We start from the raw sequence: 22,660 nt of genomic DNA on the forward strand, positions 1-22,660 counted from the left end.
GCGCGCACCCTACCGCCTAGGACGGCAGGCGGTCGACGATGTGTTTCGCGATCTCCAGTGAGCTGGTCGCGGCCGGTGACGGGGCGTTGAGCACGTGGACCTGCCTGCCCTCGGCGACGATGAGGAAGTCGTCGACGAGCGCCCCGTCCCGGGTGATGGCCTGTGCTCGTACACCCGCCGACGCCGGAACCAGGTCGGCGGCGGTCACCGCGGGCACCAGGCGGGCCAGGCTGTCGGCGAAGCGCTTCTTGGACAGGGAACGGCGGACCTCGGTGAGGCCGTACCGCAGGTGCCGGCGGGCCAGCTGCCACATGCCGGGGTAGGCGATCGTGTCGGCGACGTCACCGGGGCGGATCCGCGACCACGAGTAGCCCTCGCGGGCGGTGGCGAGGACCGCGTTGGGGCCGGCGTGGACGCTGCCGTCGACCATGCGCGTCAGGTGCACGCCGAGGAACGGGAACTGCGGGTCCGGGACCGGGTAGATCAGCCCGTTGACCAGGTGCCGCCGGTCGGGTCGCAGCTCGAAGTACTCGCCGCGGAACGGGATGATCCGGGCGGGCGGGTGGATCCCGGCCATCTTCGCGACCCGGTCGGCGTGCAGGCCCGCGCAGTTGACGAGGACGTCGGCGAAGATGTCGCCGACCGTCGTGTGCACGACCGTCTCGCCGTGCAGGGTCGAGATGCCGGTCACCCGCGCGCCGAGGCGCAGCGTCGCGCCCGCCTTCTCCAGCAGTGTCGCGAGGGTCACGCAGACGGCGCCGAAGTCGGCGATGCCCGTCGAGGCGACGTGGATGCCCTGCACGCAGGCGACCTCGGGCTCGAACTCGCGGGCCTCGTCGGCGTCGACCAGCCTGGCCGGCAGCCCGTTGGCGACGGCCCGCTCGTGCAGGCTGCGCAGCCGGGGCAGCTCGGCGGGGTCGGTCGCCACGATCAGCTTGCCGGTGACCTTGTGCGGGATGTCGTGCTCCCGACAGAAGTCCACCATGGAGGCGCTGCCGGCCTTGCACAGCGTCGCCTTGAGGCTGCCGGGCTTGTAGTAGACGCCCGCGTGGATGACGCCGGAGTTGTGCCCCGTCTGGTGCGCCCCCCAGGTCTGCTCCTTCTCCACGACCGTGACCTCGGCGTGGGGGTGTTCGAGGGTGAGCCGGTGCGCCGTCGCAAGGCCGACGATGCCCCCGCCGATGACCACGTACCGCACGCTGCCTCCTTGGGCTCCAACTGTCGCATCGTAGCCGTGCTAGCGTTCCCGTCCGTGGGTCAGCCTGTCGTCGAAGTGGCACCGGCCAGGCCGTGGCGGGCCCGACTGATCACCGCCGTCCGGGTCCTCGCCGCCGCCGGCATCGTCTACTTCATCGTCGCCACCACCGTCGACCAGTGGCCCGACGTCCAGGCGACGTTCCGCGCACTGTCGTGGCCGTCGCTGATCGTCTCGCTGCTCGCCGCCGTCGTCTCGCTGTGGACGACGATGATGGCGTGGCGGGCGATGGTCGGCAGCATCGACCACCCGCTGCGGGTCCGCGACGCCGCACCGATCATGCTCGTCGGCTCGCTCGGCAAATACCTGCCGGGCTCCGTGTGGGCGTATGTGGTGCAGATGGAGCTCGGCCGCCGCGCCGGGGTGTCCCGGGCGAAGGTCTTCATCGGCTCCGTCCTCGTCAGCGGCCTCGGCGTCACGGCCGGCCTGGTCCTCACCGCGCCGGGCTTCGGCACCGCCCTCGACGGCATCAAGGCCTCGGGGCACGAGGTGTTCGGCTCGCTCGCCGTGTGGGCGTCGATCATCCTGCTGCCGTTCGCCGTCGCCTGCTGCTACCCGCCGCTGCTCACCTGGATCGTCGGGCGGGCCATGCGGGTGCTGCGCCGCCCGCCGCTGGACCGGCCGATCACCTGGCGGCCGATCCTGTCGAGCGCCGCGTGGTGCGTCGCCGGCTATCTCGCGGCGGGCGTGCACGTGTGGTTCCTGGTCCGCTCGCACCTGCCCGGCGTCTCGGGCGTCGCCGGCAGCGTGTTCGCGATGGCCCTCGCCATGAGCATCAGCACGTTCGTCATCGTCGCACCGTCCGGCCTCGGCGCGCGGGAGTTCCTGATGGCGCTGGCGCTGGCCGGCCTCGGCGTGCCGTGGGCGACGGCGTGGGCGCTGACGCTCGTGTCGCGCCTGCTCTTCACCGTCGCCGACGTGGCCGCCGCCGGGGTCGCCGCCGCCGTGGGGCTGCGGCGGATCCGCCACTCACAGGGTGCGTGACAGGTACTGCTCCCACGTGCCCGTGCCGCCGCCGGGTCCCGTGCCGGCGCCGGCCCGCAGCGCGCGGAACGCCTTCCCGGGCAGCCGCACCGGGATCAGCAGCCGCCGCTTCCCGGCCCTGGCGAGATACGCCCGCCACAGGTCGCGGGCGCTGCGCCGCTCGGGCCCGGACAGGTCCGCCGGCCGCGCCGGCAGCTCACCCCCGACGATGTCCGCGAGCCGCACCGCCACGTCGTGCACCTCGACCGGCCGCAGGTCGAACGCCGGGTAGAACCCGACGAGCGGCAGCTTCGTCATCACCTTCGCGAAGCTCAGCACCAGGTCGTGGAACTGGCTCGCCCGCAGGCTCGTCCCGCCGTACGCGGCCACCATCCTCTCGATGGCGACCTTGGCGTTGTAGTAGCCGAACGGGATCCTGTCGACCCCGACGATCGACACGAACACCAGCTGCGGGCCGCCATGATCCTTCATCGCTCTGATCAGCGTCCCGGTGGCGGCGACGTCCCTGCGCCCGTCGGTGGCCGCGTGCACCACGACGTCGACCCCTTCGAGGGCCGCGGCGAGCCCTTCGCCGGTGAGCAGGTCGCCGTGCGCGTAGCCCGGCTTGGACCGGCTGAGACCCCGCACGTCATGGCCACGTTCCCGCAGGACGTCGACGACGTCCCGCCCGAGCGTCCCGGTCGCACCGGTGACGAGCACTGTTCGCTTCATGGCCTACCTGACGGCTCAGCCCGCCGAACGTGACACCGTGTGTCCCGCGTCTCAGTCCAGGTCGGACACTTCCCCGGCGAGCAGCGCCTCCAGCGGCTCCCGGCCGATCTCCTTGTACGCCCCGTCGACGAGCTGAAACCGCAGCACCGTGTCGTCGGGCTCGACCCGCCAGAAGTGCTCGATCCCGGCATCGGCATACTCGGCCGGCTTGAACCAACGGTCGGTCCGCTCCGACCCTGGCGACACGATCTCGACCGCGAGCAGCACCGACGCTGGAGCGAGCCACACGTCGTGCGGTGAGATGTCGCCTTGCGTCACAACGAGATCGGGAATGCGTCCGTTGCGGTTGTCCTCGGACGTCTGGACGCCGGGGGTGGCGTAAACACGTTCCCCGAACGTTCGGTCGAGCCAGATATGTAGCCGCGCACTGATCCGTTGGTGCCCTAAGGTCCCCGGCGGCATGACGATGAGATTCCCCTCGGCCAGCTCGAACCGGTGCTGGTCATCAGCCGCGGCGAGCGCTGTCACGTCCTGCAACGTGAGCGACCCGAGCGGCAGATTTGGGACGGCGGTCATGCCGTGCTCCTTCCTCGTCCAGCCCATTTTAGGGCACGCCACGCGCCGCCGAGCCTACATACGGCCATATGCTCATGCAAGCTCAGGTGCGGGCGTCGTACTGCGCCCTGGCGGCGGCGACGTCCTCGCGGTGGCGTTCTGCCCAGGTGGTGATGGCGAGGAGGGCGGCGTGCAGCTCGGCGGCCATCGGGGTGAGGGTGTATTCGACCCGTGGCGGGACCGTCGGGTAGACGGTCCGCACGAGCATCCCGTCACGCTCCAGGTTGCGCAGCGTGAGGGTCAGCATGCGGCGGCTGATGCCGCTGATGGCCCGCTCCAGCTCGGTGAACCGGATCGGGCCGTCGGCGGCCGCCACGAGGATGCACACGCTCCACTTGCCGGCGACCCGGTCCACGAGCTCCTGGACGGTGCAGCCGGGATGCATCAGTGCGCTGCTACGAACACCCGCGACGCGACCTCGCGCGGCAGGCGGATGCGCTCGCCGGCCCGGTCGATGCTGACGCCGTCACGCTCCTGGGCGACGGTGACCGTGGCGCCCGGGTCGATGCCGGCGGTGTGGAGCTGGCGCAGCACGTCGGCGTCGGTCTGGACGCTCTCGCAGATCCGGCTCACCACGACCGCGCCGGCGAGGCCGGGGAAGGCGAGGTTGCGCTCGGGGTCGGACGGGTCCTTGGGCGTGGCGCTGCCCTCGAGGCCCTCCAGTCCCGGGATCGGGTTGCCATACGGCGAACGGGTCGGGCGGCCCAGCAGCTCATAGACCCGCTGCTCGACGGCGTCGCTCATGACGTGCTCCCAGCGGCACGCCTCTTCGTGCGCCTCCTCATACGGCAGGCCGATCACGTTGACCAGCAGCAGCTCGGCGAGGCGGTGCTTGCGCATGACGGCGACCGCGTGGACGCGGCCCTCGTCGGTCAGTGCGAGGTGGCGGTCGCCCTCGACGATCAGCAGGCCGTCGCGCTCCATGCGGGCGACGGTCTGGCTGACGGTGGGGCCGCTCTGGTGGAGCCGCTCGGCGATGCGGGCGCGCTTGGGGACGACGCCCTCCTCCTCGAGCTCCAGGATCGTCTTCAAATACATCTCGGTGGTATCGACCAGGTCGTTCACTGCCTTGCCCTCCCGGTACGCGATGGTAATCGTCGCGTACGTCAAGATTGGAACGTGACAGCCAACCAAGCGATCTTGGACGGTGCCGTCGTCGCCGAGCTGGTGTGGGAAGCGGGGGTCTCCGCTTCGCTCAATCCTACCGGCGCGCGCAGGGTGCCTGCGCACACTGCAGAGGAGGGGGCGGTCACGTGAACACGCTGGTCATGTGGGATGACGCATTGCTGCGGTACGACATGGGCGAGCACCCCCTGGACCCGGTCCGGGTGGAGCTGACCATGGCGCTCGCCCGTGACCTGGGCGTCCTGGACCGCGACGGGGTCACGCTGCGGGCCCCGGAGCAGGCCGGCGACGACATCCTGGGCACCGTGCACGACCCCGACTACATCGCCGTGGTCAGGGCCGCGTCGACCGGCCGGCGGCTGAACATCATGGGCCTCGGCACGTCGGACAACCCGACGTTCGCCGGCATGCACGACGTCAGCGCCCTGATCGCGGGCGCCACCCGAGCCGCCGCCGAGGCCGTCTGGCTCGGCGAGGCCGACCGGGCGGTCAGCGTCGCCGGCGGGCTGCACCACGCGATGCCCGCCCGCGCCGCCGGCTTCTGCGTCTACAACGACCCCGCCGTCGCGATCGCCCGGGTGCTGGAGCTCGGCGCCGAACGCGTCGCGTACGTCGACATCGACGTCCATCACGGCGACGGCGTGCAGGAGATCTTCTACGACGACCCGCGGGTCCTCACCGTTAGCCTGCACGAGTCGCCGCGGTCGCTGTTCCCGGGGACCGGTTTCCCCGACGAGACCGGCGGGCCGGGTGCGGAGGGCTCGGCCGTCAACGTCGCGCTTCCCGCCGGCACGGACGACGCCGGCTGGCTGCGCGCGTTCCACGCCGTCGTGCCGGGGGTGCTGCGCGCGTTCCGGCCGCAGCTGCTGTTCACGCAGTGCGGCGCCGACACGTACCGGCACGACCCCCTGGCGAACCTGCGCCTGACGGTGGACGGGCAGCGGGCCGCGTACCTCGCGCTGCGCGACCTCGCGACCGAGGTGGCCGGCGGCAAGTGGGTCGCCAGCGGCGGCGGGGGATACGCGCTCGTCGAATGCGTCCCGCGGGCCTGGACGCACCTCCTCGCGGTCGTCACCGGCGAGGCGCTCGACCCGGCGACCGAGACCCCGCAGTCGTGGCGGTCCCTCGCGGCGAGGCGACGCCCCGGGCACCCGGTGCCCGCGTCGATGACCGACGGCGGCTCGGGGGAGTGGACGCCGTGGGTGCCGGGGCAGACCCCGGACGCCGTCGACCGGGCCGTCATGGCGACCCGCACGGCGACCTTCCCGTACTTCGGCCTGGACCCCCACGACCCGCGGGACTAAGGCGTGCTTGGTCAGTGGGGTCGGAGCGAGACCCGCCGCAGCCCGGCATCCACTGACCAAACACGCCTTAGCTGCGGACCGCCGCCTCCTCGAGGCGGGTCAGGCGCTGCTTGATCCGGTCGAGCTCGGCCAGCATCGCCGACTCGGCCGCCGTCGACGTGCCGAACGACGTGTCCGGCGACGGCGTGCCCCGCAGCATCGACAGCTCGTCCTGCAAGGCGGTCAGCGCCTGCGCCACCACGTCGAGGAACGCGTCGACCTCGTCCTCGTCGTAGCCGCGCTTGCCGAACGCCGCCTTCGTGAACCGGACGGCCTGCACGTCGGCAGGGGTGAGCATCATCCGGACACGGTACTAAACCGGACGGTGGCACCATGAAGGCGTGACCGAAACACCGGAGCGGGCCGCGGACGTCCTGCTCTCCGACGGCACGACCGTCCACTTGCGACCGATCCGCCCCGACGACGCGGACCGGATCGTCGCACTGCACTCGCGGTTCTCCGAGCGGACCCGGTATCTGCGGTACTTCTCCGCGTACCCGCGGATCCCCCAGCGCGACCTGGACCGGTTCGTCAACGTCGACCACCACGACCGGGAAGCCTTCGTCATCGAGCACGGCGGCGAGCTCATCGCCGTCGGCCGCTACGAGCGGCTCGGCACCGGATCGCACCAGGCGGAGGTCGCGTTCGTCGTCGAGGACGCGCACCAGGGCCGCGGCATCGGCTCGGTCCTCATCGAGCACCTCGTCGCCGCCGCGTCGCAGGAGGGCATCACCGAGTTCGAGGCCGACGTCCTGCCGATCAACCAGGCGATGCTGCGCGTCTTCGTCGCCGCCGGCTTCCGCATCGAGCGCGAGTTCTCCGACGGCGTCGTGCACCTGTGGTTCCCGATCGCCGCGACCCCCGACTCGCTGCGCGTGCAGTGGGCCCGCGAGCAGCGCGCCGAGGCCCGCTCCATCGGCCGCCTGCTCAACCCGCGCGGCGTCGCCGTCTACGGCGCCCGGTCCGACGGCACCGGCATCGGCGCCGCCATCCTCGCCCACCTGAAGGCCGCCGGGTTCGCCGGCCCGATCGTCCCCGTCCACCCGTCGGCGGCCAAGGTCGGGGGGCTGCCGGCGGTGGCCGCCCTCGCCGGTCATCCGGCCCCCGTCGATCTGGCGGTGGTGGCGGTACCGGCGGAAGCGGTGCCGTCCGTGGTCGAGGACTGCGCGTCGGCGGGGGTCCACGGGCTCGTCGTCGTCTCCGCCGGTTTCGCCGAGTCCGGCCCGGCCGGCGCCGAGGCGCAGGCGGCGCTGCTGCGCGCGGTCCGCAGCCGCGGGATGCGCCTCGTCGGCCCCAACTGCCTGGGCATCGCCAACACCGACCCCGGCGTCGCGCTCAACGCGACCCTCGCGCCGCTGCTGCCGCGGGGCGGGCGGGTCGGTTTCTTCAGCCAGTCCGCCGCGCTCGGCACCGCCCTGCTCGCCGAGGCCGACCGCCGCGGCCTGGGGCTGTCGACCTTCGTTTCGGCCGGCAACCGCGCCGACGTGTCGGGCAACGACGCACTCCAGTACTGGCGCGACGACCCCCAGACCGACGCGGTCCTGCTCTACCTGGAGACCTTCGGCAACCCCCGCAAGTTCGCCCGCATCGCCCGCGAGCTGGCCCGGCGCAAACCGGTCGCGGCCGTCGCGAGCCCCGTACGCCCGCCGGCGCTCGACGCCGTCACCACCGGTCCCGACGCCCGCGGCGTCGCCGCCCTCTTCGCCAGCTCCGGCGTCATCCGCGTCGACACCGTCGCCGAGCTCTTCGACGTCGGACTGCTCATCGCCGGTCAGCCCCTGCCGACCGGCGACCGCATCGCCGTCGTCACCAACGCCGCCGCGCTCGGCGTCCTGACCGTCGCGAAGGCCCCGGCCGCCGGGCTGCGGGTCGCCTCCGTCCGCGACCTCGGCCCCTCCGTCGGCGACGAGGAATTCGTCCGGGCCGTGCGGGACGCGCTCGCGGACGACTCGGTCGACGCGGTCGTCGCCGCGTACGCCCCCGCACTGGCGGTCCCCGGCGAGTTCGGCGTCGCGGAGCTGCTGCGCACCTCCGCCCTCGAGTCCAGCCGGCCCCTCGCCGTCGTCCTGCCCGCCGACCCGTCGTTCGCGGTCGCCCCCGCGTACCGCTCGGGCGACCCCGCCGCGCTGCCCACCTACCCGGCGGTCGAGGAGGCGGTGCGCGCCCTGGGCCGGGTCGCCCGCTACGCCGCCTGGCGCCGATCACCCGTCGGGACCGTGCCCACGTTCCCGCCCGCGCCGTTCGTCGAGCACGTCGACGACCTCCTCGCCGCGTACGGCGTCCCGGTCGTCCCCTCCCGGCCGGCCGCCGGCGACCAGGTCGTGCCGGTCGCCGCGGCGCTGGGCCTGCCGGTCGCGCTGAAGGTGGCCACGAAGCCCTGGCGGCACCGCCTCGACCTCGGCGCCGTCCGGCTCAACCTCACGTCGCCGGACCTCGTCGCCGAGGCGTACCAGGAGCTCGAACGGCTCTTCGGCCGCGGCGTCGAGGTCCTCGTCCAGCCGATGGTCGCCCCGGGCGTCGCCTGCGTCGTCGAGGTCGTGGACGACCCCGCCTTCGGCCCGGTCGTGGGCTTCGGCCTGGGCGGCGAGGCCGCGGACCTCCTCGGCGACCGGGCCTGGCGCCCCGCGCCGCTCACCGACCACGACGCGGCCGACCTCGTCCGCGCCCCGCGTGCGGCGCCGCTGCTGACCGGATACCGCGGCTCCGCCCCCGTCGACCTGGACGCCCTGGCGGACCTGCTCCTGCGCGTCGGCCGCCTGGTCGACGACCAGCCGGCGCTGTCCTCCCTGTCCCTGAACCCGATCCTGGCCCGCCCCGAGGGCCTCGCCGTCCTGCACGCCACCGCGACCTTCGCGTCCCCGATCCCTCGCCCGGACAGCGGCCCCCGCCGCCTCGTCCCGTCCTGAAGCCGGTGGCGTCCGGGCGCGGAGACGGCGAACGCCTTGATCGACAGGGACGTCCGGCTGTCGCCGCAGCCGCAGGTTCCTGTCGATCAAGGCGCGTTGAGTGAGGTGAACGTCAGCTGGCGTAGGCCTCGAGGCGCTTGGCGCGCGACGGGTGGCGGAGCTTGAGGAGGGTGACCTTCTCGATCTGGCGGATGCGCTCGCGGGACAGGCCGAACTCGCGGCCGACCTCGTCGAGCGTGCGCTGGCGGCCGTCGTCCAGGCCGAAGCGCAGCCGGATCACGGCCTGCTCGCGCTGGGAGAGGGTCGACAGCACGATCTCGACCTCGGACTTCAGCATGCCCTGGGAGACGCTGTCGGCGGGCTCCTCGCGGGGGTCGATGCGGGCCACGAAGTCACCGAGCGCGCTCTCGCCGTCCTCGCCGACGGCCTGGTCGAGGCTGACGGGCTCGCGGTCGTAGGAGATCAGCTCGATGACCTGGTACTCCTCGATGCCGAGCGCGGCGGCGACCTCGGCCACGACCGGCTCGCGGCCGAGGGTGGCGGCGAGGTCGCGGCGGACCCGGACCATGCGGTTGACCTGCTCGACCATGTGGACCGGGATCCGGATGGTCCGGGCCTGGTCGGCCATGGCGCGGGTGATCGCCTGACGAATCCACCAGGTCGCGTAGGTGGAGAACTTGTAGCCCTTGGTGTAGTCGAACTTCTCCGCGGCGCGGATGAGGCCCAGGTTGCCCTCCTGGATGAGGTCCAGGAAGGCCATGCCGCGGCCGGTGTACCGCTTGGCGATGCTGACCACGAGCCGCAGGTTGGCCTCGAGGAGGTGCGCCTTCGCGGCGCGGCCCTCGCGGACGACGACCTCGTAGGTGTTCATCCAGGCGGGGTGGACGTTGCCCGCGGACAGCTTCTCCTCGGCGTAGAGCCCGGCCTCGATCCGCTTGGAGAGGTCGACCTCCTGCTCGGCGGTGAGCAGCTTGGTGCGCCCGATGGTGTTGAGATATGCGCGAACGAGGTCCGCTGAGACGCCCGTGTTGTCGATCTGGGGCTCGTGCTGCTCGTCGGTCTCGACGTCGACTGCGTTGAACTCCGTGGTGTCACTCAGCGGCTGGGCCACTTCGCTCGCCTCCCGTGTGCTGCCTTGACAAGTGGCGCGATCATTCCTACGGGAGAAGCTTCGCCCAGCGGGCGTGAAGTGGCGGTGAGGCGGCGGAGCCGTGGCACGAATCCGTGAGTCTCAGATTTCGAGCATCACCGTGTGCGGTCCGACGTTCACGCTCTCGACCAGCATGTGGGTCCGGAAGCGGCCGGTTTCCACCGTTGCGCCCCGATCTCGCAGATGCTGGCAGAACGCCTCGATGAGCGGCTCCGCGGCCTCGGGGCGGGCGGCGGCGATCCACGTCGGGCGCCGGCCCTTGCGCGCGTCGCCGTACAGCGTGAACTGCGAGACGACGAGCAGCGGCGCGCCCAGGTCCGCCGCGGACCGCTCCTCGGGCAGGATGCGCAGCTCGTGCACCTTCCGGGCGAGCGTCTGCGCGGTCGCGGCCGTGTCGGTGTGCGTGACACCGACCAGGACGAGCAGGCCGGACCCGATGGATCCCACCACCTGGTCCTCGACGGTGACCGACGCGCGGCCGACCGTCTGCACCAGCGCCCTCATGAGGCGGGCAGGAGGATGCCGCGCTCCACGAGGTGCGCGACGAGCGGCACCGCGACGTCGGCCAGGACGGCCGCCGGTACCTCGTGCGCCGCGGCCAGGATGTCGACCTGGTCGCGCAACGCGACCGTGCCGTCGCAGGCGCCGACGAGGGTGAGGGCGACCGGGTCGACCTCCTCGCTCCACCGCAGGCCGTCGGGCAGGCTGAGGACCTGCTGACCCACCTCCCAGCCGTCGGGGCCCTGGGTCGCCTCCTGCCGCAGGCGCAGGCCCGGCGCGGCGGAGAAGCGCGTGCCGAGCAGGTCGCCGGAGCGCAGGAAGTCCTGCCGGGCGAACCAGTCGCCGATCAGCGGCCCGAGCGGCCCGTCGACGGTCTGCCGCAGGTCCTCGATGCGCACCGTCGGGTCGTCGTGCCCGCCGGCGCGCAGGGTGATCAGGCCGAAGCCGACCGCGTCGACCTTCTGCGCGTCGAACCAGTCCAGCCACGCCGCGGCGATCGCCGGCTGGCGCGACGGGTCCTCGGAGGCGTCGCTGAGCCACAGGTTGACGTACGCCACCGGGTCGGAGACCTCACGCTGGATCACCCACGCGTCGAGTCCGGTGCCGGCGAGCCAGTCGGCGACCCGGTCCTCCCACGACTCGCCGGTGACGTGCAGCCAGTTGGCCAGGAACTGCATGTGCCCGCCGTCGGCGAGCAGCCCCGGCGCGGCGGCGACGAGCTCGGCGCAGACCGCGTCGCCCGGGCGGCCGGAGTCGCGGTAGGTGTGATCCGTCGTCCCCGGCCCGGCGACGAACGGCGGGTTGCTCACGACCAGGTCGAAGCGGCGCCCGGCGACCGGCGCGGTCAGGTCCCCGTGCAGCAGCTCCCAGTCCAGGCCGTTGAGGGCGGCGGTGGTCGCGGCGAACCGCAGCGCCCGGGGGAGCAGGTCGGTCGCGGTGACCTTCGCCGCGTGCGTCGACAGGTGCAGCGCCTGCACGCCGCAGCCGGTCCCCAGGTCGAGCGCCGTGGCCACCGGGCCGCGCAGCGTGGCGGCGGCCAGGGTCGTGGAGGCGCCGCCGATGCCGAGCACGTGGTCGCCGGGCAGCGGCCGCCCGGGGCGCATGCCGGCGGACAGGTCGGCCACCACCCACCAGTCCCCGTACGGCTCCAGCTCCACCGCGGCCCGTACGCCGGCACCGTCCGCCTCCAGCAGCGGCAGGGCGCCCGCGATCGGCAGGGGTGCGAGGGCGTCGGCGACCGCGTCGAGCGGCTCGGTCTGGCCGCAGACGAACAGCCGCACGAGGGTGGACAGCCGGCCCGGCTGCTCCTCGGTGCGCTTGAGCGCGGCGCGGAAGTCGTTACGGGCGAGGGCGGCCGTCGCGGGCTCACCCAGCAGGTCCTTGATGCCCTGGGAGGTGTACCGGGCGGAGGTCAGCGCCTCACGAAGTCGGGCGAGACCGTCGGCGTCGAGCAGTGCGTCCACCCTGACATCCTGCTACGTCAACGTTGGTCGATGCCTAAACAGGCCACGACGCGGGTTGCGTCGGCGGTGAGGAAGAGCTGGAAGTGCGTCGGCGGGTCCTCGACCTTCGCCTCGCCGATGCGCAGCGGCCGGTCGCCCGAGACCCGCAGCTCGGCGATCGCGTCGTCGCCGCCGAGCATCGGGGTGCCGATCTTCGCCATGTGCTGGGCCCGCCGCGAATAGCTGCGCGCGAGCTGGTCGGCCGGCACGGTGTCGTCCCACACGACGTAGTCCGCGCCGGCCCTGATCGCGTCCTTGCAGGCCACGAACGCTTCCCCCGGCGCCTCGTCGAGGAGCCGGAGCAGTACTTCACGATCCATGACCTATGTGACCATAAAGCGGGACTATTGGGCAGCCCCGGCGATCAGCAGTTCTTGAGCTTCTTGACGACCGCGGCCGGCGCGTGCCCGGCGCAGACGCTGTCGGTGCCGCCCGAGATGGCGAGCCACTGCTTCTTGGCGGTGTCGTACTGGAAGAGCACGGTCGCCTTGTCCACCGCCTCGGGCTGGGTCCGGGCGGTCGCCCAGTCGTCGGCGCAGCTGATGTCGGTGAGGCCCCTGCCGATGTCGACGGCGTTGGACACCTCGAGATTCGCCACGAACGCCTTCTCCAGGGTCGCCGCGTCGACCGGGCACCCCGCCTGCGGGCTCGCGCCGGGCTTCGTCGGCGCCGGGCCCGTCTGCGGCGTCAGGGACTCCTGCGGGGTCGGCGTCACGGCGGCGCTGTCCTTCGCCGTGTCGTCGGAGCATCCGGTCAGTGCGAGGGCCGCGGTGGCGGCGACGCACACGGCAAGTCGCTTCATCACAGGCGGAATCCTCCAGGCCGGCCGCACCCTGAGACAACCCTCTATCTGTCGAGGAACAGCCCTACCGCCTCGACGACGAGCGCGTGGTCGTCGGCCTGCGGCAACCCCGACACGGTGACGACCCCGACGACGCCGACGTCCACGACCCGGATCGGGAACGCGCCGCCGTGCGTGGCGAAGTCGGCCGGGTCGACCCCGTAGGACGCGTCCATCGCCTTGCCCTGCGCGGCCATCCGCCGGCCGACGAGGAACGACGAGGCGTTCAGCCGCTCCACGACCCGGATCTTGCGCTCGATCCAGCGGTCGTTGTCGGGCGCCGTGCCCGGCAGCGCCGCATGGAACAGCTGATGCCCGTGCCGCCGGATGTCGATCGTGATCGGCAGGCCGCGCTCCTTGCCCAGGCGCACCAGCAGCGAGCCCAGGGTCCAGGCGTCGTCGTTGTCGAAGCGCGTGAACCGCAGCCGCTCCTCCTGGGCCTCCAGCTCGGCGATCAGGTCTTCCATGCGGCTGCTCCTCGGCTCGTCGGTGCGCCGCCCAGCCTACGGCGGGTCCCCCAAGCCGGCCGCAAGCGGCTCCCAAGTCACCCGCGCACGATACGAGCATGAGGACTTCGACGAGCAGCCTGTACATCGCCGCCGACCCGGCCCGGGTGTGGCGGGCGATCACCGAACCCGAGTACACCCGCCGCTTCTACCTCGGCCTCGCCGTCGAGTCGTGGTGGACCCCGGGCGCGCCCATCGTCTACCGCGCCGCCACCGGGCCCGTGCCCGACGTCCTGCACGGCGACGTCGTGCACGTCGAGGAGGGCAGGTTGCTCGTGCACAACCTGTACACCGGCATCGGCCGGGAACAGGAGGTGCACTGCTGGCTGTCGTGGGAGATCACCGCTGTGGAGCCGGGCCTGTGCCGGGTCGCGCTGCGCTGCGACGACGTCGACCGTGACCCGGATCCCGAGCGTGACGAGACGTGGTCGCGGGTGCTGAGCGGCCTCAAGAGCGTCCTGGAGGCCGAGCGGTTCACGCCAGGTTCGTGAACGCCGCCGTCACCTGACCGGCCGCGTCGAGTGCCTCGAGGCGGCCGTGGGTGAGACTGGCGCTGCGGAACGAGAACGTGCGCCGCCCCGGCTGCGCCTCCAGCAGTGGGATCGCGCGGGCCGCCCCGCCCGGCGCCGACGTGTAGCGCAGCCCCGCCACCTCGGCCCCGACGACGCCGTTGACGCGGACCTTCGTCTTCTCCCGGCGCACCGCGAACGCGATCGGCTCGCCGTCGGCGGGCGCGCCGGTGAAGTAGAAGTAGCGCGGGTTGGTGAGGTCCGCGGCCTCGTACGCCTTGAACGTCGGGTCGGCACCGGCCGGCAGCGGCGTGAGCGCGAGCACCGCCAGCGCCACCACGGCCCCCACGGCGACCCGCCGCGCGGCCCGGAACCTGGGCACGCCGGCCACGGCCACCCCGCCGACGCCCGCGACGCAGACGGCGACCAGCCCCAGCGAGCGGGCGTTCTCCAGCATGAACTGCCAGCCCGGGTAGACCGCGATCCCGCGCAGCGCGACGCCCAGCGACACCGTCATCACGACCAGCAGCGTCACCCCGGCCACCCGGTGCCACGCGCCCTCGGCGGCGACCAGCAGCATCGCCGCGAGGACCGTCCACACCTGGTGGTGCGTCCACGACACCGGCGACGCGGCCACCGTGGCGCAGCCGACGAGCACCGCGGCCCGCACCGGCTCACCCCGCAGGTGCAGCCGCCGCGCCCGCAGCAGCGCCGCGCCGCAGATCGCCGCGATCAGCGCCGCCCAGACGAACGGCAGCGTCCCGGCGTCGAGCCCCACCCGCAGCAGCATCCCGTGCACCGACTGGTTGCCGAGCGAGGCGAGGTCGCCGATGCGCGAGGTCTGGAAGATGGTGCCGCTCCAGTACCGCACGCTGGCGCCCGGCATGACCGCGGCCGCGATCCCGGCGCAGACGACGAACGCACCGGCGGCCCGCGCCGCGTCCTTGTACCGCCGCGCGATCAGGAAATACACGACGAACAGCAGCGGCGTGAGCTTGATGGCGGCGGCGACCCCGACGAGAATGCCCCGGAACCGCGCGGGCACCACCTGCCCGGCGTCGACCAGCGCCAGCAGCGCGATAAAGATGCTCACCTGCCCGAACCGCAGGTTGCTCTGCACGGGCGCCGACAGCAGCAACGCCGACGCGACCCCGGCGACGAGCAGCCCCCGCCCGCCGAACCTGGATTCCGTGTCGCCGCGGGCGGTGCGGGTCACGGTGCGCGCGATGGCGATCACGGCCAGGCACGTCATCGCCAGCCACAGCACGCCGAGGGTCGCCTCGGGCAGCATGCTCAGCGGCCGGAACAGCACCATCGCGAACGGCGGATACGTGAACGGCCCACCGTTCTCGGCGACGTAGTCGTAGAGCGGCCCGTCGAACTTCGCCGCCCCGTAGTAGATGTGCAGGTCCGACAGCCGCTGCGCCTCGGGCCGCCGCCACACCAGCGCGGCCGACACCGCCGCGATCCCCCCGAACGCGGCCCACGCCGCGACCACCCTGCGATCGAACATCGCCCCAGGCTATGGCGCCCGATCAACGGTCTTCGGCCCTGCGACGTAACGGTTCCACCGCGATTGCCCAGGTCGCAGCGCCCGCCGCCGCTCCCGCCCGGCCGCCGCGTGTCCGGAACGCTACAACCGGGTCCGGGTCAGAAGGTGTCCTCCGACGTGAACTGCGAGACCCACTGCTCGACCTCGTCGAGGGTCGCGGGCCGCACGGCGCCGAGCATCAGCCCGGTCAGCCGTTGCTGCGAGATCGCCCGGACGTATTCCGGCATCACGAAGCTGGGCGTCGTGTGCAGCCCGGCTTCGCGGCCGATCGGGACGTGGTGCCGGAGCCGGCGATCGCGCGAGGTGATCGGCGCGACGATCGCCATCCCGATCGGCCAGGCGTGGTAGGCCGCCGGCGACAGCACCAGCACCGGTCTGCGGCCGCCCTGCTCATGACCCACGACGGGGCTGAGCTCGGCGAGCATCACGTCGCCGCGACGGATCACGGGTTGTGCTCCGGGAACTCGGCGCGCGCGTCACCGAGACCGTCGCCGGAGGTCTGGTCCCACAAACGGCCCTCGATGAGATATTCGGCGAACCCGGCCGGATCGTCCTTCTCGAGCCGCTCGTAGTCGAGCGTCGCCTGGCGCATCGCCTCTTCCCGCTCCAGCCGCCGCGCCGTCTCTTCGAGCAGGGCGAACATCGTCGTGTCACGGCTCGCGGCGACGGCCGCGAACACGTCCCGCGCCTCGGTCGACACGCTGACCGTCGTCTTCGCCATAGTCAACACTATAGCGCTCGCCATACGTAGGGCCATATGGTGACGATCGTAGGCAAACGGCAGCGCTCCGGTCAATTTCCGGTGCGCAGCGCCTCCAGGCGGCGGGAGAGGGTGGCGCGTTCCGGGTCGGTGCCGGCCAGATCGATCGCCTCGCGGTAGGAGGCGGCCGCCTCGGCGGTGCGGCCGAGACGGGCGAGCAGGTCGGCGCGGGCGGCCGGCAGCGGGTGGTAGCCGCGCAGCCGCGGTTCGGCGGCGAGCTCGTCGAGCAGGGCCAGACCCGCCGCGGGCCCGTCGCGCATCGCCACCGCGGCGGCGCGGTTCAGGGCGACGACCGGGGACGGGGTGAGGGCGAGCAGGACGTCGTACAGGGCGACCACCTGCGGCCAGTCCGTCGTCGGTACGTCGGCGGCCTCGTCGTGCAGGGCGGCGATCGCGGCCTGGACGGCGAACGGCCCCGCGCCGCCGGTCAGCGCGGCCGGCACCAGGGCGAGGCCCTCGGCGATCATCGGGGCGTCCCACAGGGCGCGGTCCTGCTCGTCGAGCATGAGGCCGCCGCGGCGGGCGTCGCGGCGGGCGTGGATCAGGAGCATGAGCGCGAGCAGGCCGGTGACCTCGCGCTGGCCGGGCAGCAGGGTGCGCAGGATCCGGGTCAGGCGGATCGCCTCGGCCGCCAGGTCGTCGCGCTGCGCGGCGTAGCCCTCGGTGAAGATCGAGTTGAGGACCTGCAGGACGCCGGGGAGGCGGGAGGGCAGCTCGTCCGGGGTCGGCACCCGGAAGGGGATCCTGGCGTCGCGGATCTTCTGTTTGGCCCTGACGATCCGTTTCGCCATGGTCGCCGTCGGTACGAGATACGCCCGCGCGACCTCAGGGGTGCTCAGCCCGGCGAGGCACCGCAGCGTCAGCGCGCCCCGGTCCTCGACGGCCAGGGCGGGGTGCGCGCAGGTGAAGAAGAGCTCCAGCCGCTCGTCGGGCAGTTCCCCGCTGCCCGAGGGCGAGCCGCCGACGGCGTCGACCTGCAGCAGGGCGAGCTTCGCCGCGTACACCTGGTCCCGGCGCAACCGGTCGACGGCCCGGCGGCGGGCGGTGGTCATCAGCCAACCGCCGGGGTTGGGCGGCACGCCCTCGACCGGCCAGCGGGCCAGGGCCGCCTCGACCGCCTCCGACGCGACCTCCTCGGCGAGGTCCAGGTCGCCGAAGCGGCGCACCAGCGCGGCCAGGAGGCGGCCGTGCTCCTCGCGGAACACGGCCTCGATCTCCCGCATCGATCAGTTGCCGAAGTCGGCGATCGGCCGGACCACGACGGAGCCGCCGCCGCGCGAGCCGGGGCAGCGGGCCGCCCAGTCGAGCGCGACGTCCAGGTCGGGCACGTCGATGACGAGGAAGCCGCCGAGCACCTCCCGGGTCTCCGCGTACGGGCCGTCGGTCACCGTCCGCTCGCCGGCGCTGTCGACCCGCACGGTCGTGGCGGTCACCAGGTCGGCGAGGGACATCCCGGTGACGAAGATCCCGGCCGCCTTGACCTCCTTGTCGTAGGTCTGCCAGTCCTCGAACATGTCCGGGCACGGCTCGGCGTCGTCGGCGCCGGCGTGGATGAGCAGCATGTACTTCATGGTCTGGGCTCCTTCCAGGTTGTCGTACGCCATGACCACGAACGGGGACCGCCCGTATGGACAGCGGGTCCCGGAAATCTTTCCCCGGGACCGGGCCCCTGGTCTCAGCGGCCGGGCAGCGCCCGGTAGAGGGTGACGGAGACGGCGGCCAGCCAGGCCCAGATGACGACGACGGCGGCGACGAAGCCGAGCGTCAGCCCGGGCGCGTTGTTGCCGGAGGCGATGCCGGCGAACCCGACGAGGAACAGCGCACCGGAGACCCTGCTGTAGACGGCCCAGCCCGTGCGCCCCTCCCGGCCGAACCGCCGGGCGACGACGAAGCACGCGACGATGACACAGAGGAAGCCGACACCGCCGGCGACGAGGTGCCCGATGCCGTGCCAGCTCACCGTTCCCGGTCCTTCAGGCGTACCGGCGGGGAAACCCATCGCCGGGTCCGCCCGCAACCCGCCGGCCGCGACGAGACTCGCCCCGTAGACCCCGACGAGCCTGGCCGCCCACGGCGTCCCGGGCAGCGCGCGGTGCAGCCCGACGGCCGCCGCGATCACCATCAGCCCCGTCAGGACGAAGTTCGTGATCTGGATCCAGCCGAGCCCGCCGTTGGAGAGCAGGCTCCAGGCGTGCCGCGTCAGGTCGAACCCGTCCCGCGTCAACGCCTGCGCGAGGCTGACCGTGACGTAGAACGGCCCGGCGAGCACCCCGTACCCGAGCAGCGACTTGGTGACCCGGTTGGCGCGGATGTGCGCCGGAACGGCGGCGATGGTGGTCATGACTGGGGGTCCTTCCTCGTTGGGTGACTCTCACCCATCTCTCGAACACCCGCCCCCGGATCCGACACGACCATTATGTGACCCCGGTCACACCCAATGATGACAGTGCCCGAGTAGCGATCGAGGAGCCACAAAAGATCGATACCCATGAAGATCCCTCCCGGCGGTTCTACGGCTGACGGGGCGGGTCATGGGGCGAAACTGGTTGAGCGCGATCCTCATCGCGGTGATGGCGGCCGGCACGGTGGCGGTGCTGCCCGCGGTGCCGGCGCCGGCGGCGGTGCAGTGCGCGGAGGCGGAGCGGGACGCGACGACGGCGCGGGCGACGGCACAACGGTGCCAGCGCCGGGTGGAGGTGCTCGCAGAGCGATCCGAGACCATGCTCGTCTTCGCGAACCCGTCTGGGACGAAGACGGCGGAGATCTCGCTGAAGGCCGAGCGGCCCCGCACCGCGGATGGGCGGTGGGTCACCGCGGACGCGACCCTGCGGCACAACGCCGACGGGACGGTCTCCCCGGTCGCGGCGGCGCTGCCGATCGTGTTCTCCGGGGGCGGCGCCGGCCCGGTGGCCCGCGTCGGCAACGGGGACAAGGAACTCGTCCTCGACTGGACCACCACGCTCCCGGTGCCGGTCCTCGACGGCCCGCACGCCACATATCCGGACGTGCTGCCCGGCGTGGACCTGCGGCTCACCGCCGACGTCGAGGGCTTCTCCGAGGTGCTCGTGGTGAAGAGCCGGGCGGCGGCGGGTCAGCCGGCACTCGAACGGCTCGTGTTCAAGACCCGGACGAAGGGTCTGAGCCTGCGCAGCGACGCCACGACCGGCGCGGTGGCCGCCGTCGACGGCACAGGCGGGATCGTCTTCGGCGGGTCGACACCGACGATGTGGGACTCCGGGGTCAAGGCCGGCGCCCGCCGCGCGTCGACGGTCGACGGCGTCGCCGACCCGGCCGAGCTGCTGCCGGCGACGCAGCGGCGGATGCGGACCGAGATCACCCCCGGCGAACTGGCCGTGATTCCGGACGCGTCTCTGTTCACCGCCGCCGACACCGTCTACCCGGTCTACGTCGACCCGACCTGGCCCGGCGGACGTAACCACTGGCTCCTGCTGTGGAAGGAGTTCGGCGACACGTCCTACTGGGACCGGACCTGCGTCAGCTGCGACGCCGACGAGGCGGAATCCGGTGTGGTCCGGGTCGGCTATCAGAACTTCTCCGGCGTCACGACGGCCCGGTCCGTGTTCGAGATGGACACCAGCGGGCTGATCGGCAAGCAGCTGATCTCGGCGTCGTTCTCCATCACCCAGTCCTGGTCCGGCAAGGCGTGCGGTGGCACCGTCGGCGCCGCGGAGCTGTGGTGGACGAGCCCGATCAGCAGCGGGATGACGTGGAACTCCGCCGAGAGCGGGCTGCGGTGGAACAGCAGGCTCGGCTCCAACAACCAGACCCGCCGCTACAACGGCAGCGGTGCCTGTGCGCAGGGCCGGGTCGAGTGGGACGCGGCCGCCGCCGTGCAGTCGGCGATCAGCACCGGTTCTTCGGCGACCACCCTGGGTCTGCGGGAGGCGGGGGAGACCGACCCACTCGCGTGGCGGCGATACCAGCTCGATCCGAAGCTGACCGCCGAGTACAACTCGTTCCCCTCGGCCCCGGACCAGTTCGTTGTGGCCAGCACCGCGCAGGAGCCGGGTGTGGCCTGCGGGCCCGGCGCGGTGCCGACCGTTCGCGCGAACCCGACGTTCCGGGTCCGGGCGGTCGACGCCGACGCCGACTCGCTGCTGTCCGTGACGTTCAAGCGGCAGAAGTTCGTGAGCCCGCAGAAGGGATGGGCAAACCTGGTGCAGGATCTCGTTGTCCAGAATGTGCCGTCCGGCGGGACGGCCGCGGTGACCGTGCCGTCCGCGCAGACCGACGGGCGGTACCGGGTCTGGGCGCAGACCACCGACGGCAACGGCACCGGCGTGAGCGGCCCGCAGGGCGCGATCTGCGAGTATCTCGTGGACGGCATCCCGCCGGGCGCCCCGGCGGCGGTGACGTCCACGACCTACCCCTCCGACGGGCAGTTCCACGGCGGCCGCGGCGTCACCGGCGCCTTCACGGTCACGCCACCCGCGACGAACCCCGGCGACGCCCAGCGTTACGTCTATGCGCTGACCCCGAACGTCGATCCGCCCGCCGACGGGACCCGGACCGTCACCGCGGATCCGGTCACGCGCGCCGCCACGATTCAGGTGACGCCGGCCATGGGCGGCGAGAACATGCTGCGGATCTGGGCCTTGGACGCGGCAGGCAACCTGTCGCCGCTCGGCGCGCCCTTGGAGTACCGGTTCAAGGTCGACGATCCCGCAATGGCCGTCGGTCAATGGCATTTGGACGACCCCGCCGGCGCCACGACGCTCTACGACTATTCCGGCTATCGCCAACGGACTCGACGACCTGGCCGCGGGACTGGGCGGCAGCACGTCACGCAACCCCGGCGGCGGGCCTCCAGGCGGCGGCAAACCCACGCCGAAGGCCAACGAACACATCAACGCCAAACGCGGCGAAGCCGGCCCGACCACGGAAGCCAACACCCCCAGCACTCAGACCCCGACCACCGCCGGCTCCGGCGCAGGAAAGGCAGGTGGTAAGCCATCTCCGGGGGGGAACAGTGGGGGTGCGGATTATAGGACTCCATACCGCCCTCAGATGTCGAAGAAAGTCAATCCTGAAGGTGGCACTAAAAACTGCGGTCCGGTTTCTCGTGCTGGAGATTCCACGCTCGGTGGAAATCCGGCATCCGCCCCTGGTGTAGACCACCCGATGAGCCGGGGAACTTTTCAGAATTTCATGGGTGGTCTGGAGTTTGTCGAGTTCCGTGGCTTGAACGCGGCCGTGGCGGAGGTGCGGTCATGGGGACCGGGCGCTCGCGGTATCGTTGGTGGCTGGTCCGATGGCCCCGAGATGCCGGGGCACTATTTCAATGTGGTGAACAGGCGCGGTATAGTGGAATTCTATGATTTCCAGCGAGGCTGGGCCGACTCGTTGGGAATATGGGACAGGTTCTACCTCATGAGGACGGCGTGATGCTTGACCAAACCGCTGGAGTTGCGGCAGCGGCGGCTTTCCTTGCCGAGGAAAGCCGGCGAGGACAGTATCCGGATGTTAAAATCATGGCGGAATACGCATTCATGGAGGACGGATTTCTGCTCGTCCCGTGGAACTCGGTCGCGCTGGTCGATCATGGGGATCGGGACGCGGAGTTGGCGGGGAATCCGCCGATCCGGGTGGACCTGCGGACCGGAAAATGTGAGTACATCGATCTGCTTGAAGCGTTCGACTACATGAGCCGGGGATTCATGAGCTGACCACGCCGTTTTCGGAGGCCCTCGCACCGCGGCGGAGGTCTCGGTCCGGCAGACATCGCTTGCGTGAGCTGCCGACCCGACTGGCGAGGCTCGCGCGACCACGCCGTCGGCTGGGGCAAGATGTCGGTATGCCGTTCTCGTTGCCGATTCCCGCCGAGGCGAACGCACTCCTCGACCGGGACCCGCTCGCGTTGCTCATCGGGATGACCCTCGACCAGCAGATCCCACTCGAGAAGGCGTTCACGTCGCCGTGGGTGTTGGGGGACCGGCTGGGGCACGAGCCGACGGCGCGGGAGCTGGCGGAGTTCGCGCCGGAGCCGCTCGTGGAGATCTTCGCGACGCCGCCGGCGTTGCACCGCTTCCCGAAGGCGATGGCCGCCCGGGTGCAGGAGGTCTGCCGGGTGATCGTCGACCGGTACGACGGGGACACCGCCGCCATGTGGGCCGGGGTCGCGTCCGGGGCGGAGCTGCTGCTGCGGGTGCAGGCGCTGCCCGGGTTCGGCAAGCAGAAGGCGCAGATCTTCGTGGCGTTGCTCGGCAAGCAGTACGGGGTCCAGCCGGAGGGGTGGCGTGAGGCCGCCGGTGGCTACGGGGAGGTCGGCTCGCACCGGTCCGTGGCGGACATCGTCGACGGTGACTCGTTGACGAGGGTCCGCGAGTACAAGAAGCAGATGAAGGCGGCCGCCAAGGCCCCGAAGGCGTAGGCGGCGGCG

The 22,660-nt window shown here is 72.2% G+C and carries 26 protein-coding genes; 8 read left to right on the forward strand and 18 right to left on the reverse strand.

Annotated features, from left to right (window positions below; translation table 11 throughout):
* Positions 1-16: 16 nt before the first annotated feature.
* Complete coding sequence (lhgO, locus tag ACZ6TV_RS05405; RefSeq protein ID WP_465295625.1) at positions 17-1,198, reverse strand: L-2-hydroxyglutarate oxidase; 1,182 nt, start codon at positions 1,196-1,198, stop codon at positions 17-19.
* A 54-nt stretch (positions 1,199-1,252) separates the two neighbouring features.
* On the opposite strand from lhgO, the gene ACZ6TV_RS05410 reads away from it, so the two are divergent.
* Positions 1,253-2,239, forward strand: a complete 987-nt coding sequence (locus ACZ6TV_RS05410) for a lysylphosphatidylglycerol synthase transmembrane domain-containing protein (protein ID WP_465295627.1) — start codon at positions 1,253-1,255, stop codon at positions 2,237-2,239.
* Here ACZ6TV_RS05410 and ACZ6TV_RS05415 read toward each other — a convergent pair.
* The 4 genes from ACZ6TV_RS05415 to ACZ6TV_RS05430 form a co-directional block, all read right to left on the reverse strand.
* Positions 2,225-2,950: an SDR family oxidoreductase gene (locus ACZ6TV_RS05415; RefSeq protein WP_465295629.1), complete on the reverse strand. Its 726-nt coding sequence runs from the start codon at positions 2,948-2,950 to the stop codon at positions 2,225-2,227. The two genes, ACZ6TV_RS05410 and ACZ6TV_RS05415, sit on opposite strands and share 15 nt — an antisense overlap.
* Positions 2,951-3,001: 51 nt before the next feature.
* Entirely contained in the window at positions 3,002-3,526 is a 525-nt protein-coding gene (locus tag ACZ6TV_RS05420) for a Uma2 family endonuclease (RefSeq protein WP_465295631.1), read from the reverse strand.
* 82 nt (positions 3,527-3,608) lie between these two features.
* Positions 3,609-3,950 carry a winged helix-turn-helix transcriptional regulator gene (locus ACZ6TV_RS05425; protein ID WP_465295633.1) on the reverse strand — a complete coding sequence of 114 codons (342 nt, stop codon included), beginning with the start codon at positions 3,948-3,950 and terminating at the stop codon, positions 3,609-3,611.
* Entirely contained in the window at positions 3,950-4,630 is a 681-nt protein-coding gene (locus ACZ6TV_RS05430) for a metal-dependent transcriptional regulator (protein WP_354787143.1), read from the reverse strand. Before ACZ6TV_RS05430 ends, ACZ6TV_RS05425 begins: the two co-directional genes overlap by 1 nt.
* 203 nt (positions 4,631-4,833) lie before the next feature.
* Here ACZ6TV_RS05430 and ACZ6TV_RS05435 point away from each other — a divergent pair, with 203 nt between their 5' ends.
* Positions 4,834-5,994, forward strand: coding sequence for an acetoin utilization protein AcuC (locus ACZ6TV_RS05435; protein WP_465296126.1), 1,161 nt, complete (start codon positions 4,834-4,836; stop codon positions 5,992-5,994).
* A gap of 67 nt (positions 5,995-6,061) precedes the next feature.
* Here the strand turns inward: ACZ6TV_RS05435 and ACZ6TV_RS05440 are convergent, their stop codons facing one another.
* The gene (locus ACZ6TV_RS05440; protein ID WP_465295635.1) at positions 6,062-6,334 is read right to left on the reverse strand and encodes a DivIVA domain-containing protein; all 273 of its coding nucleotides are present in this window, start codon (positions 6,332-6,334) and stop codon (positions 6,062-6,064) included.
* A gap of 40 nt (positions 6,335-6,374) precedes the next feature.
* Between ACZ6TV_RS05440 and ACZ6TV_RS05445 the strand changes: the two genes are divergently transcribed.
* Positions 6,375-8,939 carry a bifunctional acetate--CoA ligase family protein/GNAT family N-acetyltransferase gene (locus ACZ6TV_RS05445; protein WP_465295637.1) on the forward strand — a complete coding sequence of 855 codons (2,565 nt, stop codon included), beginning with the start codon at positions 6,375-6,377 and terminating at the stop codon, positions 8,937-8,939.
* A 112-nt stretch (positions 8,940-9,051) separates the two neighbouring features.
* Here the strand turns inward: ACZ6TV_RS05445 and sigB are convergent, their stop codons facing one another.
* The 6 genes from sigB to ACZ6TV_RS05475 all read right to left on the reverse strand — a co-directional run bounded on the left by sigB (position 9,052) and on the right by ACZ6TV_RS05475 (position 13,400).
* A complete protein-coding gene (sigB, locus tag ACZ6TV_RS05450) occupies positions 9,052-10,050 on the reverse strand; it encodes an RNA polymerase sigma factor SigB (protein ID WP_465295639.1) in 999 nt (332 codons plus the stop codon).
* A 120-nt stretch (positions 10,051-10,170) separates the two neighbouring features.
* Entirely contained in the window at positions 10,171-10,593 is a 423-nt protein-coding gene (gene dtd / locus ACZ6TV_RS05455) for a D-aminoacyl-tRNA deacylase (RefSeq protein ID WP_465295641.1), read from the reverse strand.
* The gene (locus tag ACZ6TV_RS05460) at positions 10,590-12,053 is read right to left on the reverse strand and encodes a DUF7782 domain-containing protein (RefSeq protein ID WP_465295643.1); all 1,464 of its coding nucleotides are present in this window, start codon (positions 12,051-12,053) and stop codon (positions 10,590-10,592) included. Before ACZ6TV_RS05460 ends, dtd begins: the two co-directional genes overlap by 4 nt.
* Before the next feature lie 17 nt (positions 12,054-12,070).
* Positions 12,071-12,412: a hypothetical protein gene (locus ACZ6TV_RS05465; protein ID WP_465295645.1), complete on the reverse strand. Its 342-nt coding sequence runs from the start codon at positions 12,410-12,412 to the stop codon at positions 12,071-12,073.
* A 44-nt stretch (positions 12,413-12,456) separates the two neighbouring features.
* Complete coding sequence (locus ACZ6TV_RS05470; protein WP_465295647.1) at positions 12,457-12,894, reverse strand: hypothetical protein; 438 nt, start codon at positions 12,892-12,894, stop codon at positions 12,457-12,459.
* 44 nt (positions 12,895-12,938) lie between these two features.
* The gene (locus ACZ6TV_RS05475) at positions 12,939-13,400 is read right to left on the reverse strand and encodes a heme-degrading domain-containing protein (protein WP_465295649.1); all 462 of its coding nucleotides are present in this window, start codon (positions 13,398-13,400) and stop codon (positions 12,939-12,941) included.
* A 98-nt stretch (positions 13,401-13,498) separates the two neighbouring features.
* Here ACZ6TV_RS05475 and ACZ6TV_RS05480 point away from each other — a divergent pair, with 98 nt between their 5' ends.
* Positions 13,499-13,930 (forward strand): SRPBCC domain-containing protein, encoded by a 432-nt coding sequence (locus ACZ6TV_RS05480; protein WP_465295651.1) that lies wholly within the window; start codon positions 13,499-13,501, stop codon positions 13,928-13,930.
* Here ACZ6TV_RS05480 and ACZ6TV_RS05485 read toward each other — a convergent pair.
* The 6 genes from ACZ6TV_RS05485 to ACZ6TV_RS05510 form a co-directional block, all read right to left on the reverse strand.
* Positions 13,914-15,461 (reverse strand): glycosyltransferase 87 family protein, encoded by a 1,548-nt coding sequence (locus tag ACZ6TV_RS05485; protein WP_465295653.1) that lies wholly within the window; start codon positions 15,459-15,461, stop codon positions 13,914-13,916. The genes ACZ6TV_RS05480 and ACZ6TV_RS05485 overlap by 17 nt on opposite strands.
* A 137-nt stretch (positions 15,462-15,598) precedes the next feature.
* On the reverse strand, positions 15,599-15,946 hold the full coding sequence (locus ACZ6TV_RS05490; protein WP_465295655.1) for a type II toxin-antitoxin system PemK/MazF family toxin: 348 nt from the start codon (positions 15,944-15,946) through the stop codon (positions 15,599-15,601).
* Entirely contained in the window at positions 15,943-16,221 is a 279-nt protein-coding gene (locus tag ACZ6TV_RS05495; protein WP_465295656.1) for a hypothetical protein, read from the reverse strand. Before ACZ6TV_RS05495 ends, ACZ6TV_RS05490 begins: the two co-directional genes overlap by 4 nt.
* Before the next feature lie 71 nt (positions 16,222-16,292).
* A complete protein-coding gene (locus ACZ6TV_RS05500; RefSeq protein ID WP_465295657.1) occupies positions 16,293-17,483 on the reverse strand; it encodes an RNA polymerase sigma factor in 1,191 nt (396 codons plus the stop codon).
* 3 nt (positions 17,484-17,486) lie between these two features.
* Positions 17,487-17,831 (reverse strand): YciI family protein, encoded by a 345-nt coding sequence (locus tag ACZ6TV_RS05505; RefSeq protein WP_465295659.1) that lies wholly within the window; start codon positions 17,829-17,831, stop codon positions 17,487-17,489.
* A gap of 104 nt (positions 17,832-17,935) precedes the next feature.
* Positions 17,936-18,601: a DUF998 domain-containing protein gene (locus tag ACZ6TV_RS05510; RefSeq protein WP_465295661.1), complete on the reverse strand. Its 666-nt coding sequence runs from the start codon at positions 18,599-18,601 to the stop codon at positions 17,936-17,938.
* Between the two features lie 190 nt (positions 18,602-18,791).
* On the opposite strand from ACZ6TV_RS05510, the gene ACZ6TV_RS05515 reads away from it, so the two are divergent.
* From ACZ6TV_RS05515 to ACZ6TV_RS05530, 4 genes are all read left to right on the forward strand, one after another.
* The gene (locus ACZ6TV_RS05515; RefSeq protein ID WP_465295663.1) at positions 18,792-21,230 is read left to right on the forward strand and encodes a DNRLRE domain-containing protein; all 2,439 of its coding nucleotides are present in this window, start codon (positions 18,792-18,794) and stop codon (positions 21,228-21,230) included.
* 58 nt (positions 21,231-21,288) lie between these two features.
* A complete protein-coding gene (locus ACZ6TV_RS05520) occupies positions 21,289-21,666 on the forward strand; it encodes a toxin glutamine deamidase domain-containing protein (RefSeq protein ID WP_465295665.1) in 378 nt (125 codons plus the stop codon).
* Positions 21,666-21,947, forward strand: a complete 282-nt coding sequence (locus ACZ6TV_RS05525; RefSeq protein WP_465295667.1) for a hypothetical protein — start codon at positions 21,666-21,668, stop codon at positions 21,945-21,947. Before ACZ6TV_RS05520 ends, ACZ6TV_RS05525 begins: the two co-directional genes overlap by 1 nt.
* Before the next feature lie 128 nt (positions 21,948-22,075).
* Positions 22,076-22,651 (forward strand): HhH-GPD-type base excision DNA repair protein, encoded by a 576-nt coding sequence (locus ACZ6TV_RS05530; protein WP_465295669.1) that lies wholly within the window; start codon positions 22,076-22,078, stop codon positions 22,649-22,651.
* Positions 22,652-22,660: the final 9 nt, after the last annotated feature.

The sequence above is a fragment of the Dactylosporangium sp. NPDC051087 genome (genome assembly GCF_055586325.1).

Excerpts from the sequence above, each read along its gene's own strand:
- ACZ6TV_RS05440 (WP_465295635.1), bottom strand. The coding sequence starts at position 6,334 with ATGATGCTCACCCCTGCCGACGTGCAGGCCGTCCGGTTCACGAAGGCG.
- ACZ6TV_RS05480 (WP_465295651.1), top strand. The coding sequence starts at position 13,499 with ATGAGGACTTCGACGAGCAGCCTGTACATCGCCGCCGACCCGGCCCGG.
- ACZ6TV_RS05435 (WP_465296126.1), top strand. The coding sequence starts at position 4,834 with ATGTGGGATGACGCATTGCTGCGGTACGACATGGGCGAGCACCCCCTG.
- ACZ6TV_RS05465 (WP_465295645.1), bottom strand. The coding sequence starts at position 12,412 with ATGGATCGTGAAGTACTGCTCCGGCTCCTCGACGAGGCGCCGGGGGAA.
- ACZ6TV_RS05530 (WP_465295669.1), top strand. The coding sequence starts at position 22,076 with ATGCCGTTCTCGTTGCCGATTCCCGCCGAGGCGAACGCACTCCTCGAC.
- dtd (WP_465295641.1), bottom strand. The coding sequence starts at position 10,593 with ATGAGGGCGCTGGTGCAGACGGTCGGCCGCGCGTCGGTCACCGTCGAG.
- ACZ6TV_RS05525 (WP_465295667.1), top strand. The coding sequence starts at position 21,666 with ATGCTTGACCAAACCGCTGGAGTTGCGGCAGCGGCGGCTTTCCTTGCC.
- ACZ6TV_RS05520 (WP_465295665.1), top strand. The coding sequence starts at position 21,289 with ATGTCGAAGAAAGTCAATCCTGAAGGTGGCACTAAAAACTGCGGTCCG.
- ACZ6TV_RS05500 (WP_465295657.1), bottom strand. The coding sequence starts at position 17,483 with ATGCGGGAGATCGAGGCCGTGTTCCGCGAGGAGCACGGCCGCCTCCTG.
- ACZ6TV_RS05510 (WP_465295661.1), bottom strand. The coding sequence starts at position 18,601 with ATGACCACCATCGCCGCCGTTCCGGCGCACATCCGCGCCAACCGGGTC.
- ACZ6TV_RS05515 (WP_465295663.1), top strand. The coding sequence starts at position 18,792 with ATGGGGCGAAACTGGTTGAGCGCGATCCTCATCGCGGTGATGGCGGCC.
- ACZ6TV_RS05485 (WP_465295653.1), bottom strand. The coding sequence starts at position 15,461 with ATGTTCGATCGCAGGGTGGTCGCGGCGTGGGCCGCGTTCGGGGGGATC.
- ACZ6TV_RS05425 (WP_465295633.1), bottom strand. The coding sequence starts at position 3,950 with ATGCATCCCGGCTGCACCGTCCAGGAGCTCGTGGACCGGGTCGCCGGC.
- ACZ6TV_RS05420 (WP_465295631.1), bottom strand. The coding sequence starts at position 3,526 with ATGACCGCCGTCCCAAATCTGCCGCTCGGGTCGCTCACGTTGCAGGAC.
- ACZ6TV_RS05475 (WP_465295649.1), bottom strand. The coding sequence starts at position 13,400 with ATGGAAGACCTGATCGCCGAGCTGGAGGCCCAGGAGGAGCGGCTGCGG.
- ACZ6TV_RS05470 (WP_465295647.1), bottom strand. The coding sequence starts at position 12,894 with ATGAAGCGACTTGCCGTGTGCGTCGCCGCCACCGCGGCCCTCGCACTG.
- ACZ6TV_RS05415 (WP_465295629.1), bottom strand. The coding sequence starts at position 2,950 with ATGAAGCGAACAGTGCTCGTCACCGGTGCGACCGGGACGCTCGGGCGG.
- ACZ6TV_RS05505 (WP_465295659.1), bottom strand. The coding sequence starts at position 17,831 with ATGAAGTACATGCTGCTCATCCACGCCGGCGCCGACGACGCCGAGCCG.
- ACZ6TV_RS05495 (WP_465295656.1), bottom strand. The coding sequence starts at position 16,221 with ATGGCGAAGACGACGGTCAGCGTGTCGACCGAGGCGCGGGACGTGTTC.